The following is a 13,256-nucleotide window of genomic DNA, read 5'->3' as shown; positions in this document are numbered from 1 at the left end:
AAAGCGCGCGTGATGGGCCAAACAAGAGGGAGGACACCGTCGATGGCCTACGAGACGATCCTGTACGAGGTCGACGGCCCGGTGCTGACGATCACGCTGAACCGGCCCGACAAGCTGAACGCCTACACCGCGGTCATGGGCGCCGAACTGCAGCAGGCGTTCGAGCGAGCCGACGCGGACGACGACGTGCGGGTGGTGATCGTGACCGGGTCGGGGCGCGGATTCTGCGCCGGCGCCGACATATCCGGCGGCTCGGGCGCCTTCGACACCAAGGCGGAGGGCTCGGTCGCCTTCGCCGCGCCCAACGCCCCGCGGCAGAGCGGCGGCGGGTTCGTGGGCGCCATCTTCCACTGCCGCAAACCCTCGATCGCCGCGATCAACGGCGCGGCCGTGGGCGTGGGCGCAACGCTGACTCTGCCGATGGATATCCGCATCGCCGCCGAGGGCGCCAAGATCGGCTTCGTCTTCGCGCGCCGCGGGCTGGTGCCGGAGGCCGGCAGCGCCTGGTTCCTGCCCCAGCTCGTGGGCCTGCCCACCGCGCTCAAGTGGTGCTTGACCGGCAGCCTGCTATCGGCGGCCGAGGCGCAGGCCGGCGGCCTGCTGGCCGAGGTGGTCCCGCCCGACCAGCTGCTGCCCCGGGCGCGCGAGCTGGCGCTGCTGATCGCCGAGAACACCGCGCCGGTGTCGATCGCGCTGGCGCGTCAGATGCTGTGGAAGTTCGCCGGCGAGGACAGTCCGGACGGAGCGCTGGCGATCGACGGCCACCTGTCGATGGTGCTGGGCGCGGGTCCGGACGTGAAGGAGGGAGTCGCCGCTTTCCTCGAGAAGCGCCCGCCCAAGTTCCCTGGCAAGGTATCCACCGACATGCCCGAGGCGTGGACGAAGCTCGTGTAATCCCGAGGCCGCGCCGCGCGCGCCGCAGGCGCTGTCTTGTTTGTCCACGAACCACACGAACGGGACGCGCCATGGCGGCCCTGAGGCTCGCCGCGAGGCCGCCTTCTCCCGCGAGGGGAGAAGGGGCTCACGCGTGTGGTCGTTAGAACGTCTGGCCGACCTTCACGCCGATCGTGCGGGGGCGGATCGGGATCGTGTAGACCCGCGAGCACACCGATGCGGCGCACTGGACGAAGCGGTCGTTCTGGCCGTCGTCGTCGAACAGGTTCTTGGCGTAGGCTTCGACCCGCCAGCTCCCGCTGTCCACGCCGATCGCGAAGTCGAACGTGGTGGAAGCCGGCAGCTTGCCGATCACGGCGCGGTCGGCGGTCCGAAGATCCGGGAACGCCGAGCCGGTGTGGACCAGAGCACCCTGGACGTGGGCGTCCATGTCGTTCCACGTCCACTCGTAGCGGGCCGTCAGGTTGCCCTTGAACTTGGCGGTGACCGGCAGGGAGATTCCCTTCGGCGCCTCGATCGGAGACGTGGGCGACGGCCGGTAGTCCTGGTTGAGCTCGGCGTCCGTGTAGGCCATCCCGCCGTTCAGCGTGAAGCCGTCGGCGACCAGCCAGCTGATGTCGGACTCGACGCCCTTCATCTTGGCCTTGCCGCCGTTGCGGATCTCGGTGAGGCCGTTCGCGCCCAGGAACGAGAACTGATAGTCGTTCCACTTCTCGAAGAAGATCGCGCCGTTCCACCGCAGGCGGTTGTCCAGCCAGCTGGTCTTCCAGCCGACCTCGCGGTTCTTGAGGAAGTCGGCGTCGTAGGGCGGCAGCGTGCCGCGGCGGTTGATGCCGCCCGGCCGGAAACCCGTCGACAGGGTCGCATAGACCATGTGGTCGTCGGTCACCTTGTAGGTGGCGTTGATCCGGTAGGTGTGGCCGTCGCCCTTTGTGGTCTTGTCCACGTTGGTGCAGGGCCCGCCCTTCACAATCGCGGTGGGATTGAAGCAGGCCGCGACCCCGGTCCGGGACGAGAAGTCCTTGTCGAAGCCGAAGAAGCCCTCGAGCGAGTTCTTGTACTTGAAGAAGCGGATGCCGCCGGTGATGGCGAACTTGTCGGTGATGTCGAACGTGCCGTCGACGAAGGCGGCGTAGTCGCGGTCGGTCCGCAGCTGCTTGGTCAGCCACAGGGTGTCGGGCCACCCGGGCACCTCGATGAGGTCCTGCAGCTTGTCGATCCGGTAGCGCTGTTCGATGTTGTGGGTCTGCTTCTGATAGAACAGGCCCGCCACGACCTTGAAGCGGTTCTCGGCCGGGCTGGCGATCCGGAACTCGTGGCTGGTCTTCTTGAAGTAGTCGCGGCCCTGGATGTACTGCGACGTGTTGATGAAGTTGCCCGCGTTGTCGGTGGTGTAAGCCCCGTAGCCGGCGGTCACATCGTAGAAGTAGCTGTAGTCGGAATAGTCGCTGTCGGTGTCGATCCACCGGCGCATGTGGGCCCCGGCGTACAGGATGTCGAAGTTGGCGACCTTGCCTTCGATGGTCAGCGCGGCCTGGGCCCACTTGTCGTCCGAACCCTCGGGGTAGTAGCGGCGGACCTTGAGGTCGCCCAGGGTCGGGTCGGCCGCGAAGCCGCCGTCGGCCTCGGTGCGCTGGCCCATCAGGGCGGGCGTGACCGTCCAGTTGTCGTCCAGGTCGATCTTCAGCGCCGCGCGGGCGCCGTAGGTGTCGACCTCGTTGTAGTCGTTCTCGACCTGGCTGGCGTTATTCACGCGGATGTTGCCGGTCGGGAAGACGAACGAGCCGGGGATGTTGTCGATGTAACCGGCGTCGTGCTGGGCCCAGGCCACCAGACGCACCGCGGCGCGATCGCCCAGCGGCTGGTTGATCATGCCCTCGGCCGCATAGCCGATATCGCCATGGGCGACGCTGTTGACCTCGAGGTCGTACATCGCCTCGAAGCCCTGGGTGGACGGCTTGTTGGTGATGATGCGGATCGTGCCCGCCTGCGAGCTGGCGCCGTACAGCGTGCCCTGCGGACCGGCCAGCACCTCGACGCGGGCGATGTCGTAGACGTGGACGTCCAGCGGCCCGGTGATCGTCGTCACCGGCTGTTCGTCGAGATAGACGCCGACGCTGGGCAGCGGGCCCGAGTGGTTGTTGTTCTCGCCCGAGGCGACGCCGCGCATGTAGAAGTTCGAGAAGCCCGGAGCGCCGGTGGGCGCGGTCACGCTGGGCATGAAGCGCACGTAGTCGTTGGTGTCCGAGACCTGCAGCGCCTCGAGGCGGTCGTTGCCGATCGCTTGGATGCTGATCGGCACATCCTGAAGATTCTCAGACCGCTTCTGAGCGGTGACGACCAGTTCCTCCAACTGGGCTTCGCCGGTCTGGGCCAGGGCCGGCCCGGCGACCGCCGTCAGCATGGTTGTCGTCAGCAAGGCCATCGACCAGTGCGCGGCGCGCCGCGACGTTCGATCCGTCATAGTCACAATCCCCCAACAAACAGAGTTCGCGCCTCAGGGTTCAAGGCGCATCCGGGTACGCGTCGAGCACCGGGCCCAGCGCCGCCTTGAGCGGGCCGAGCCAGGGCTCGTAGTTCCGCCAGTGGTCGGCGGCGTCGGTGAAGATCGGCCGGCGCACCTGCTCGGAGCTGGCGGTGCGCACGGCGCGATCGTTGTCGTAGAAGCGCAGGCAGGCGTCCTCGAACGGCAGGCCGCAGTGGTCGAGCAGCGCTCGGGTCTGACCTTCGGGATCGGCGACCATGCGCTCATAGATCACGCGATGGACCCGGCCGGGCAGAATTGCGTCGAAGTGCGCCATTAGCGCGACGTAGTCGCTGTAGTACCGGCCGATGTCGGTCAGATCGTAGGTGAACCCCTGACCGCGGGCGAAGTGCTGCTTGAAGCCCGAGAAGCAGCAACCCAGCGGATGGCGCCGCGCATCGATGATCTTCGCGTTCGGCAGGATCAGGTGGATCAGCCCGACGTGGGTCCAGTTGTTGGGCATCTTGTCGATGAACAGCGGCCGGCCCAGCTTGCGGTGCACCTGGGCGCGATCGAGGTACTCCCCGCCCAGGGCCGCGAGATCGTCGGGCGACAACTCGGCCAGGACCTCGGGGTAGCGGCTCTCGGACGCCCGGCGCGCCTTCCCGCCCAGGCGACGGACCAGGGCGATGATGTCGGGCAGTTCCTGGGTGCCCTCGACGCGCGAGTGGCTGGCGAGGATCTGCTCCACCAGCGTGGACCCCGACCGCGGCAGGCCGACGACGAAGATCGGGTCGGGGGCCGGGCAGCCCTGGCCCGCCCGGGCGGCGAACAGCTCGGGCGTCAGGACCGTCTTCGCCCGCTGCACCTGGCCGGTGATCTCGGACGCCTCATAGGCCAGCGACTCGCGGCGCAGCGCGTTGCCGCGCAGATAGTGGCCGAAGCTGGCCTCATAGTCGGCGCGGTCCTCGCGCGCCTTGCCCAGCGCAAACTCCAGGTGGAACCGGTCCTCCTCGCCCAGGTCGGCGCGACGCAGCTCCATCTCCATCGCCAGGATGTCGGCGTCGTCGAAGCGCACGGTCTTGAGATTGGCCAGGCTCCACCAGGCCTCGCCGAACTGCGGCGCGATCGCCACGCAGCGGCGGTAGGACTCGATGGCCTCGGCCTGCCGACCCACCGTCTTCAGCGCGTGGCCATAGCTCATCCAGACCTTCGCCTGACCGGGCTGGTCCTTCAGCACGCCGCCGTAAAGCTCGATCGCCTGGTCGTACTCGCCGATCTTGGCCAGCGCGGCGGCCTTGAGGTTGCGGTAGCCGGGATTGCGCGGGTCGTCGGCCAGCAGGCGGTCGATCTGGGCTATGGCCGCCTCGGACCGGTTCTGGCGGTAGAGGACGGTGGCGTAGTTGTGCCGCGCCGCTGTGAAGCCGGGCGCCAGCTCGACGCAGCGCGCCAGCAGGTTCTCGGCGTCGTCGTAACGGCCCAGCCGCATGGCCGTCTCGGCCAGCATGCGGATCGCGGCGACATCGGTCGGCCGGGCCTTCAGCACCGCCCGGAGGGTGTGCTCGGCGACCCGCAGGTCGTTGTCGCAGAGCGCTCGGGCGGCCTGAACCAGCGCCGGATCGCCCACCGAGGCGCGGACGCCGCGCAGGTCGACGGCTTCGGCGGCCTCGGTCTCGCCCTGGCGACGAAGGGCGGCGGCCAGCAGGCGCAGCGCCCCGGGGTGCTCGCCCACCGACTTCAGGATTTCGCGGGCCTGGGCCTCGGCCGCCACGGCGTCCGCCGCCAGCAGGCGCGCGGCGTGCTCGAGGGCGACCTCGAGGGTTCCGACCGTCTCTGCCGCCGCGCCAGCCACGGGGTCTCCGAAGTGAAATATTGCAGGGCGATGAACGGATGATGCGCTGACGGTGTCAACTCAAGGGCGGGCGCCCGACACACCCCAGAAGCCCCCCTGTGGCGGATAGAGCACGCCCCGCTCGACGCGACAGCCGCCCGCCCGGTCGTCCACAAGCCACCAGGGACCGTCCAGATCGACGGCGTCCGCCTGCGCGCCGATCCACATGGCGGGCGCTATGGACAGCGAACTCGACACCATGCAGCCGGCCAGGACGCCCAGCCCCAGCTCGCGCGCCCGATCGGCCATCGCCAGGGCCGCGGTCAACCCTCCAGCCTTGTCCAGCTTCACATTGATGACCTGGTAGCGGTCCGCCACCCGGGCCACATCGTCGGCCGTGTGGACCGCCTCGTCGGCGCAGATCGGCGCCGGGTAGGACAGCCCCGCCAGGCCCGCATCCTCGCCCGCCGGCAACGGCTGCTCGACCATCATCACAGGCAGGCGCGCGATGGTGTCGGCCATCGCCTTCAGCACCGACAGCGTCCACCCCTCGTTCGGATCGACGATCAGACGCGCGCCCGGCGCGGCCGCTGCGACGGCGTGCAGCCGCTCGGCCGGTTGGTCGGCGTCCAGCTTCACCTTCAGCAACGGCGCGTCCGAGGCCTGCGCCGCAGCCGCGGTCATGGCGGCGATGGTGTCCAGGCTGATCGTCACCGCCGTCGCCATCGGGCCGGGCGCCGCGCGGCCCAGCCGCTCGGCCACATCGCCCAGACCCAGCCGCGCCTCCAGGTCCCAGAGCGCGCAGTCCAGCGCATTGCGCGCGGCCCCGGCCGGGAGCCCGTCAACCACCGCCCGCGCCGACTCTCCCGTCGCCAGGCGCGCGCCCGCCATCATCAGCTGTTCATGGACCGACGCTGGGGTTTCGCCATAGCGCGAATAGGGCACGCATTCGCCGAAACCGGCCTGTCCCTCGGCCCGCAGTCCGGCGACGACGACCTCGGCATGGGTCTTCACGCCGCGCGAGATGCGGAATGGCGCGCGCAGCCTCAGCCGCTCGCTGTGAACGCCAAGCTCCAGGCTCATACGGGCCGATCCGGCGCCGGCTCTCGCGCGCGTCGACAGGCGCCACAACCCATGATTACCATCGTCCGCAAAGCCGCCACCGGGAGCCCGGCCATGACCGCAGAAGCCATCCAATCCCGCAAGCTCGATATCGGGGTGGTTCTCCAGACGACGTTCCAGGTGCTGGGCCGCAACCTCGCGACCTTCACGATCCTGGGGCTGGTGCTGGCGGGGTTGCCTCAACTGCTGTTGGCCCTTGTGCAGGTGGGCTGGGTCAGCAGCAACATGGAAGAGCTCTCCCGCGGCAACATCACGATGGGTCCCGGCCTGATCGCCAGCGCCGGGATGGGATCGTTGGCCGCCATCATTACGACGGCCATCCTGCAGGGGGCGCTGATCTACGCCACGGTCCAGGACCTGAACGGCCAGAAGCCGAACATCGCCGAGGCCCTGGCCAACGGTCTACGCAGCTTCCTCCCGGTGATCGTCGTCAGCATACTGTTCGCGCTCGCCGTGGGCTTCGGCATGATCCTCTTGCTGGTCCCGGGCATCATGATCGCCTGCGCATGGTGCGTGGCGATCCCGTCGCTGGTCGCCGACCGCACCGGCATCTTCGGGTCGTTCAGCCGCGCCGCAGACCTCACCCGCGGCAACCGCTGGGCCATCTTCGGGCTGTTTGTCGTGCTGCTCGTGATCCTGATCGTCGTCAGCGCGATCGCCAGCGCGATCACCGCGGCGGCGCTGTTCGCCAACCCCGACGCCCTGACAAACCCGCTTCAGGCGGCGCTGAATCCCGTGAACATCGGCATCAGTGTCATTCAGCAGACCGTCTCGTCGATCCTGGGCGCCACCCTGATTGCGGTGCTGTACGTCGAACTTCGCCGCCTGCGCGACGGCGCTGGTCCGCAGTGGCTGGCCGAGATCTTCAGCTAGCCGCAACGTCCCGTTAGTCGACGTCGAACTTGTCCTTACGGCGGCGGCCGAACAGCAGGCGGCTCTCCAGGCGCGCGCGCAGGGCGGCGTAATAGGCGTTGAGGAAGGTCCGGTCGGCGATGTCGCCGCCGTCCCAACCGATCTTGGCGCGGATGCGCGCGGCCACCTCGGTCATCGCCTTGCGATCGCCCACGCGGATCACATCCTCCAGGACGTGCAGCTCCTTGATGCCATAGGCGTCGAGCTGGGGCCCGGTGAAGGCGATGCCGCTGGAGGCGGTGCGCTCGGTGTCGGCGAGGTCGGACTGCAGGCGGACCTTCGGCTGCTTCACCACCATCGTGCCGGCGGCCAGGTCGCCCAGCCGGCGACGGTCGCGGTTGAACAGCGGGAACAGCACCAGCACGCCGCCCCAGATCGCGCCCAGTCCGACCAGCGCCGCGTCCACCCCCTCGCCCTGGGCCAGGAAGAAGGTCAGCGGCAGGAACACCTCGACCTCGCGCATGGCGTTGCGCGCGAACACGGCGTCGGCGGTCAGCGCCCCGCCGTCGGCGGTGATCACCCGCAGGCCCATGGCCCGCTTGCCCGGCGTCGCCGCCCGCTGCCGGGCCTCGAACCAGAAGAAGTAGAAGTTGCGGCCCAGGAACATGCCCAGGAGCCAGACGATCGCCACGACCTCGTTCATCCAGGTGACGCGCGTCGCGAAGGCCACGATCAGCAGGACGATCGTAAGCACGCCCAGCACGCCGGTGATGATCAGGAAGTCGAGGAGCAGGGCCAACCCACGCTCGGCGTACGTTCCCACCCGCAGCCGCAGGTCCACCCCTTCCGGCGTCACCAGCTCGCGCCAGCCGTCGAAGGGCTCGCGCGGCGGCTTCCTGGCCTTCGCCGGCTTGGCGGCCTGCAGGGGCTTTCCGACCGCCGTCATGCCGGGACCTTGGTGCGGGGCCAGTAGAAATAGGCCAGCCAGCCCGCCAGCATGACGCCGGCGATCGCATAGCGGGCGATGTCGTTGGTGACGAGCTGGCGGGCGAAGCCTTCCAGGACGCCGGCTACCGCCAGCATGCAGACCACGCCAGCCATGGCGGTGGCGGCCCGGCGGCCCGCTTCCGCGGCGGCGTCGACCCGGCTGCGCGCACCCGGGAAGGCCACCGCCCACCCGATCGAGAACCCGGCGGCGCCGGCGATCACGATGGCGAACAGCTCGGTCGTGCCGTGGATCATCAGCCAGCCGATCTCCTCTGCCACCAGCCCGCGCGAGGCGAACAGGGCCACGAACGCCCCGAGCATCCCGCCGGTCATCAGCATCAGCGCCGCGGTCGGCAGGCAGAGCAGGAAACCCAGCGCGAAGGCGAACAGCGCCACCTGGGCGTTGTGGGTGAAGAGGAAGGTGGCGAAGGCGCCCAGGCCGTCGGCCGCATCGGGCTTGTCGTACAGGGTCTCGCGCAGCGACGCGGTCGTCGCCATCGGATCGCGCCCCCCGGCCAGCTCGGGATCCACGAAGCTGAAGAACCAGCCGGCGTCGCGCAGCACCAGCACGTAGGCCGCCACGGTCCCGACCGCCATCAGCAGGAACGACACCACCGTCTCGCGCCAGAGCGCCTGTATCGAGGCCGGCCAGTCGCGAACGAAGAACCGCGCCACCCGCTGCGGCCACCGCGTCCGCGCGCCGTAGACGAAGAAGTAGGCCCGGGTGCAAAGGGTCTCGAGATAGGCCGTCAGGCTCTGGTCCAGCGAGATCGAACGGGCCACCGACAGCGAAGACAGCGCCTGGCGATAGAGCAGCGGAAGTTCCAGGAGCTCGTCGCGCTTGAGCCGCTCGACGCCCTGCGTCTCGGCCTTGTTGAGCAGGGTCTCGAGGCGTCGCCAGTCCTGTTCCCGCTCGGCGCGGAAGCGCCAGCTCTTGAGCTGCAGTTCGGCCATCAGACCAGTCCCCGCCGCTTCACATCCAGGTAGCCGTTCAGCAGCGCCGGACCCAGGCCATCGGCGGGCGCGTCGACGATCTGGGCGCCCAGGCGTTTCAGGCGACCGATTACGCCTTCGCGCTGCCTGACCAGCCGCTCGGCGATCACGGCGCGGGAGACGTCGTCGGGCGTCTCCGGCGCGCGGCTGACGAGGCTGTCGAGCTCCTCGTCGCGGAACACCACGAACAGCACCAGGTGCGTGCGCATCAGGCGGGCCACGTTTTCGACCATCAGCTCGGCCGACGTGGCGTCGGCGAAATCGGTGAAGACGACCACCATCGCGCGGCGATCCAGACGGCCGGCCAGAGCCGTGAGACCCAGGGTGAAGTTGGTCTCTTCCGCGGAATAGTCGATCTGGGCGCACATCCGCTGCAGCAGCGGGAAGGCCGCCGGGCCCGAGGCCAGACCGCTGGCCAGGCGCGGCCGCGAGTCGAAGGCGAATAGGCCCACGCGGTCGCCCATCCGCAGACTGACGAAGGCCAGCAACAGGGCCGCGTTGATCGCCCGGTCGATGCGCGGCAGCCCGGCCGCGGGCGCGCTCATCAGCCGGCCGGTGTCCAGCGCCAGCAGGATATGGTGGTTGCGCTCGGTGCGGTACTCGCGCCCGATCAGCTTGGCGTGCCGGGCCGACTGCTTCCAGTCGATGTCGCCCAGGTCCATGCCGGTCTGGAACTCCTTCAGCGCATGGAAGTCCGAGCCCTCGCCGGCGTCGGTCAGCGGCTTGGCGCCAAGCGGCGCATCGCGGGCGAAAAGGCGCAGGGCCTGCTCCTTGACGCCGGCCACGTCGGGCGTGATCGCCAATGGCGGAAGCGCCGGCTCATGCCGTTGCAGCCAGACCAGGCCCAGAGGCCCGCGCCACCGCGCCCACAATCCCTCGATCAGGCCCTCGCCCCGGCGCAAGGGGTCCAGCCGCACATCGGCCTCGGCGCGGCCCTCATGGGTGCGCACGACCTGGCGGTCGGGAACCGCGGTCAGACGGGCGTTGACGCCCACCGCCAGCTCGATCTCGCGCGGGCCGCCCTTGGCGAAGGCGGCGGTGAGTCGCGCTGTCTCGGGCCGTCCGACCCCCACCACGCGCGGCGCGGCCATGGCCAGATCCAGCCCGCGCGGTGAGACCGCCAGCAGGGCGTCCGCCAGCATCAGACCGATGGCCAGCACGATCCACGCCGCCGCCGCGGTCCACAGGCCGGGCGCGACCAGAGCGACGCCCAGGGCCGGAGCGGCCCCTGCGGCCATCAGCGCGATCGCGCGGCGGGTGGGGTAGAGTCGCAAAGCGGCCGCTACCGGGGAGCCGCGGCCAGGTCGACGAGCGTCTGCAGAATCTGGTCGGGCCGGCGGCCGTCGATCTCGGCTGAGGGCGACAGGATCACCCGGTGGCGCAGCGCCGGGAGCGCCAGCGCCTTCACGTCGTCGGGGATCACATAGTCACGCCCGTCCAGCGCCGCGCGGGCCCGCGCCGATAGCGCCAGCTGGGCCGCCGCGCGGGGCGAGGCGCCGCTGGAGAGGTCGGGCGTCTCGCGGGTGGAGCGCACCAGGTCCAGCACATAGCCCACGATCTCGTCGGTCAGACGCACGGCCGCGACCGCCTCGTGCGCCTCGGCGAGCTGCTTGGCGGTGGCGACGCGTCCCACGCCGCGGTCGGCCGGGTCGGCGTGACCGCTCTGAGCGCCGTACTCGGCGACGATCCGGCGCTCTTCCTCGCGACCGGGATATCCCAGGGTCTGCTTGAAGAGGAACCGGTCAAGCTGGGCTTCGGGGAGCGGATAGGTGCCCTGCTGCTCCAGCGGGTTCTGCGTGGCGACGACCATGAAGCTGGGCGACAGCGCACGCGACTTGCCGTCGATAGTGACGCGACGCTCCTGCATGGCCTCCAGCAACGCGGCCTGGGTCTTGGGCGGCGTGCGGTTGATCTCGTCGGCCAGCAGGAGCTCGCAGAACAGCGGCCCTTCGGTCAGCGAGAAGGTCGAAGTCTGGAAGTTGAAGACGTTGGACCCGATGATGTCGGCGGGCATCAGGTCGGGGGTGAACTGTATGCGGCCGAAGTCCAGCCCCAGCGTGCGCGCGAAGCTCTGCGCCAGGTAGGTCTTGGCCACCCCGGGCGGGCCCTCCAGCAGCACGTGGCCGCGGGCGAACAGCGCCGTCAGCAGCAGGTCTATGGTGTCGTGCTGGCCCACGATGGCCTTGCCGACCTCGGCCCTGACCTGGTCGGCCAGCACCTTCACCTCAGCGACGTTCACGCGTCATCTCCCCTCGCCAGTCGTACAGTTTGCGCGCGACGGCCAGCAGGTCGTCGCGGGTCTTGGCCTTATCGGCCTCGGCGGCCAACTCGCCGGGCGAGGTCGCCCCGCGGCGTTCCGCCAGATGTTCCAGCCAGTGCTCGTCGGCCGCATGCCCGCCGCCGGCGCGCGTAACGAGGCCGCGGATCAGGGCGGCATAGGCCGGAGCCAGCTCGTGCTCGCGCCGGGCCATCCGCACCAGGTCGGCCGAATTGTCCACCAGCGCCCGGGCGCCCAGCGCGAAGGCGCGCTCGCGCCGCCGCGGCTGGCCGAAGCGGGCCAGGGCGTGGACGCCCATCAGCAGGCCCGCCGCCGCGCCGATCAGGGTGGCCGCCAGCCATGGCGGCTCCAGCATGGTGCGCCAGATGCCGCGGCTCCGCTCGTAGCCGTTCAGGGTGACGTCGAAGGTGATCGGCCGCTCGCCTTGCCGCGCGGTCTCGAAGATCGCGGCGGCGGCGCGGGCCGTGTCGCGGCTGGACAGGCCGTGGTTGTTGATCAGGTCGGGGTCGGCCAGCACCCAGATGCTGGGGGTCTTGCGGGAATAGGCCAGGACCATGCGCCCCTGCCCGTCCACCAGGGCCGGCGCCCAGCCCTCGCCCGAGAGCGTCTGGAGCCGGTCGATGGGCCCGAGCGGCAGGGTCTGCCCCGCGAACGGCCCTTCGCCGCGCAGCGTCCAGCGGTAGACGCCCTTTGGATGGGCGATGCGGGTCGTCTTGGCGTAGGCCCCGAGCATCGGCTCGAACCCGTCGCCGTCCACGATGGTGGTCACCTTGCGCACGAAGCCCTTGCGGATCGGGTCGGGCGCCGCGACCCACTTGGGCAGCACGATCAGGGTGAGCGGCCCCTTCGGATAGGCCTGCAGTTCTTCGGGGCTCAGGCTGGCGTCGGGCGTCAGCACCACGACCGCCTCCTGGGGCCGCGTGGGCCGGATGCGGCTGACCACCGCCGGCGCGCCAAGAGCCTTCAGCAGAATGGGCGCTCCGGCAAAGCCGATGGCCGATTTCGACAGCGCGTGCGCGCGGCCATCGTTGCCGGAGCGCAGGTCGGGCGCGAAGGCCGACAGCACCGCCAGGCCCGCCATCGCCACCAGGCCCACCAGCACCAGGGCGATGATCACCTTGGGCGAGAACGCGGGGCCCGGAGCCGGCTGGTCGGCGACGGCGCTCATCGCCAGCCCTCGGCAAAGGCGAAGGCCTGGTAGTCCGCGCGCGCAACCGAGAAGGCGTCGGCGTCCGCGGGCCGCCCGCCGAAGAACGTTCGCTCGACCGCCTGGGCCAGCCGGGCGAAAGCGGCGCGGGCGTCCTCGGGCAGCACCTTGAGGGTGGCGATGTCGCGGCTGGTCAGGGCCGGCTGCACCACGCCCGGCCGGCGCGTCACCAGGTCGTCGATCGACCGGAACAGGAGGATGTGGATCGCCTCGTCGAACCGCCCGTCCGCGGCCAGCCGGTCGGCGTCTTCCAGCAGCGCCTGGGCCCTGCCCGCGTCAGGCCGCCAATCGGTGATCGGCACCACGGTCTTCTTGCCCCGGAACCAGCTCTCGGGCGCGATCTCGCGGACGACGAAATAGATGATCAGCAGCGCGCCGACCGCCAGGCCGCCCCAGAACAGCACCTGCAACACCGGAGCGATCGCGGCGATGAACTGTATCAGCGGCTCCAGCCAGTCGGGCGGCGTCTGATCCGGCGTCGCCGCGAAGTCGAACTGGACGCCGGGCGTGTTCAGGAGCGCCTTATGGGCTGCGGCGAACTTCGCCTCAGCCGCCGGGCCACCCCCTACCGCAACGCTATCCCCCTGCACGCACACTCCCCAGTTGCGGCAGACCCTAGACGAGCCCG

11 protein-coding genes are annotated in these 13,256 nt (G+C 70.0%); 2 read left to right on the top strand and 9 right to left on the bottom strand.

Translation table 11 applies throughout. The features are described from left to right. Positions 1 to 42: 42 nt before the first annotated feature. Positions 43 to 894 (top strand): enoyl-CoA hydratase-related protein, encoded by an 852-nt coding sequence (locus EPN98_RS09480; RefSeq protein WP_293362443.1) that lies wholly within the window; start codon positions 43 to 45, stop codon positions 892 to 894. Between the two features lie 142 nt (positions 895 to 1,036). Here EPN98_RS09480 and EPN98_RS09475 read toward each other — a convergent pair whose 3' ends face one another. From EPN98_RS09475 to dgcA, 3 genes are read right to left on the bottom strand one after another with little or no spacing between them, the layout of a single operon-like run. Further along, positions 1,037 to 3,358 (bottom strand): TonB-dependent receptor, encoded by a 2,322-nt coding sequence (locus tag EPN98_RS09475; protein WP_293362442.1) that lies wholly within the window; start codon positions 3,356 to 3,358, stop codon positions 1,037 to 1,039. Positions 3,359 to 3,398: 40 nt separating this feature from the next. Continuing rightward, positions 3,399 to 5,210: a tetratricopeptide repeat-containing sulfotransferase family protein gene (locus EPN98_RS09470; protein ID WP_293362441.1), complete on the bottom strand. Its 1,812-nt coding sequence runs from the start codon at positions 5,208 to 5,210 to the stop codon at positions 3,399 to 3,401. Between the two features lie 60 nt (positions 5,211 to 5,270). Continuing rightward, positions 5,271 to 6,272, bottom strand: coding sequence for an N-acetyl-D-Glu racemase DgcA (dgcA, locus tag EPN98_RS09465; protein WP_293362440.1), 1,002 nt, complete (start codon positions 6,270 to 6,272; stop codon positions 5,271 to 5,273). 93 nt (positions 6,273 to 6,365) lie between these two features. On the opposite strand from dgcA, the gene EPN98_RS09460 reads away from it, so the two are divergent. After that, positions 6,366 to 7,184: a hypothetical protein gene (locus EPN98_RS09460; protein WP_293362439.1), complete on the top strand. Its 819-nt coding sequence runs from the start codon at positions 6,366 to 6,368 to the stop codon at positions 7,182 to 7,184. 13 nt (positions 7,185 to 7,197) lie between these two features. On the opposite strand, the gene EPN98_RS09455 is transcribed toward EPN98_RS09460, so the two are convergent. The 6 genes from EPN98_RS09455 to EPN98_RS09430 are packed head-to-tail and all read right to left on the bottom strand — an operon-like array spanning position 7,198 to position 13,218. Next, positions 7,198 to 8,109, bottom strand: coding sequence for an RDD family protein (locus EPN98_RS09455; protein ID WP_293362438.1), 912 nt, complete (start codon positions 8,107 to 8,109; stop codon positions 7,198 to 7,200). Beyond that, on the bottom strand, positions 8,106 to 9,104 hold the full coding sequence (locus EPN98_RS09450) for a stage II sporulation protein M (protein ID WP_293362437.1): 999 nt from the start codon (positions 9,102 to 9,104) through the stop codon (positions 8,106 to 8,108). Before EPN98_RS09450 ends, EPN98_RS09455 begins: the two co-directional genes overlap by 4 nt. Beyond that, the gene (locus EPN98_RS09445) at positions 9,104 to 10,417 is read right to left on the bottom strand and encodes a DUF58 domain-containing protein (protein WP_293362436.1); all 1,314 of its coding nucleotides are present in this window, start codon (positions 10,415 to 10,417) and stop codon (positions 9,104 to 9,106) included. Before EPN98_RS09445 ends, EPN98_RS09450 begins: the two co-directional genes overlap by 1 nt. Before the next feature lie 8 nt (positions 10,418 to 10,425). Next, a complete protein-coding gene (locus tag EPN98_RS09440) occupies positions 10,426 to 11,382 on the bottom strand; it encodes a MoxR family ATPase (RefSeq protein WP_293362435.1) in 957 nt (318 codons plus the stop codon). Further along, positions 11,369 to 12,589, bottom strand: a complete 1,221-nt coding sequence (locus tag EPN98_RS09435; RefSeq protein WP_293362434.1) for a hypothetical protein — start codon at positions 12,587 to 12,589, stop codon at positions 11,369 to 11,371. Before EPN98_RS09435 ends, EPN98_RS09440 begins: the two co-directional genes overlap by 14 nt. After that, on the bottom strand, positions 12,586 to 13,218 hold the full coding sequence (locus EPN98_RS09430) for a DUF4129 domain-containing protein (protein WP_293362433.1): 633 nt from the start codon (positions 13,216 to 13,218) through the stop codon (positions 12,586 to 12,588). Before EPN98_RS09430 ends, EPN98_RS09435 begins: the two co-directional genes overlap by 4 nt. Positions 13,219 to 13,256 lie beyond the last annotated feature (38 nt).

The organism is Phenylobacterium sp. (assembly GCF_004299445.1).
In the GTDB taxonomy this organism is placed as follows: domain Bacteria; phylum Pseudomonadota; class Alphaproteobacteria; order Caulobacterales; family Caulobacteraceae; genus Phenylobacterium.
The sequence above is the reverse complement of the archived record's forward strand: the minus strand, read 5'-3'. Positions and strand labels throughout refer to the sequence as shown.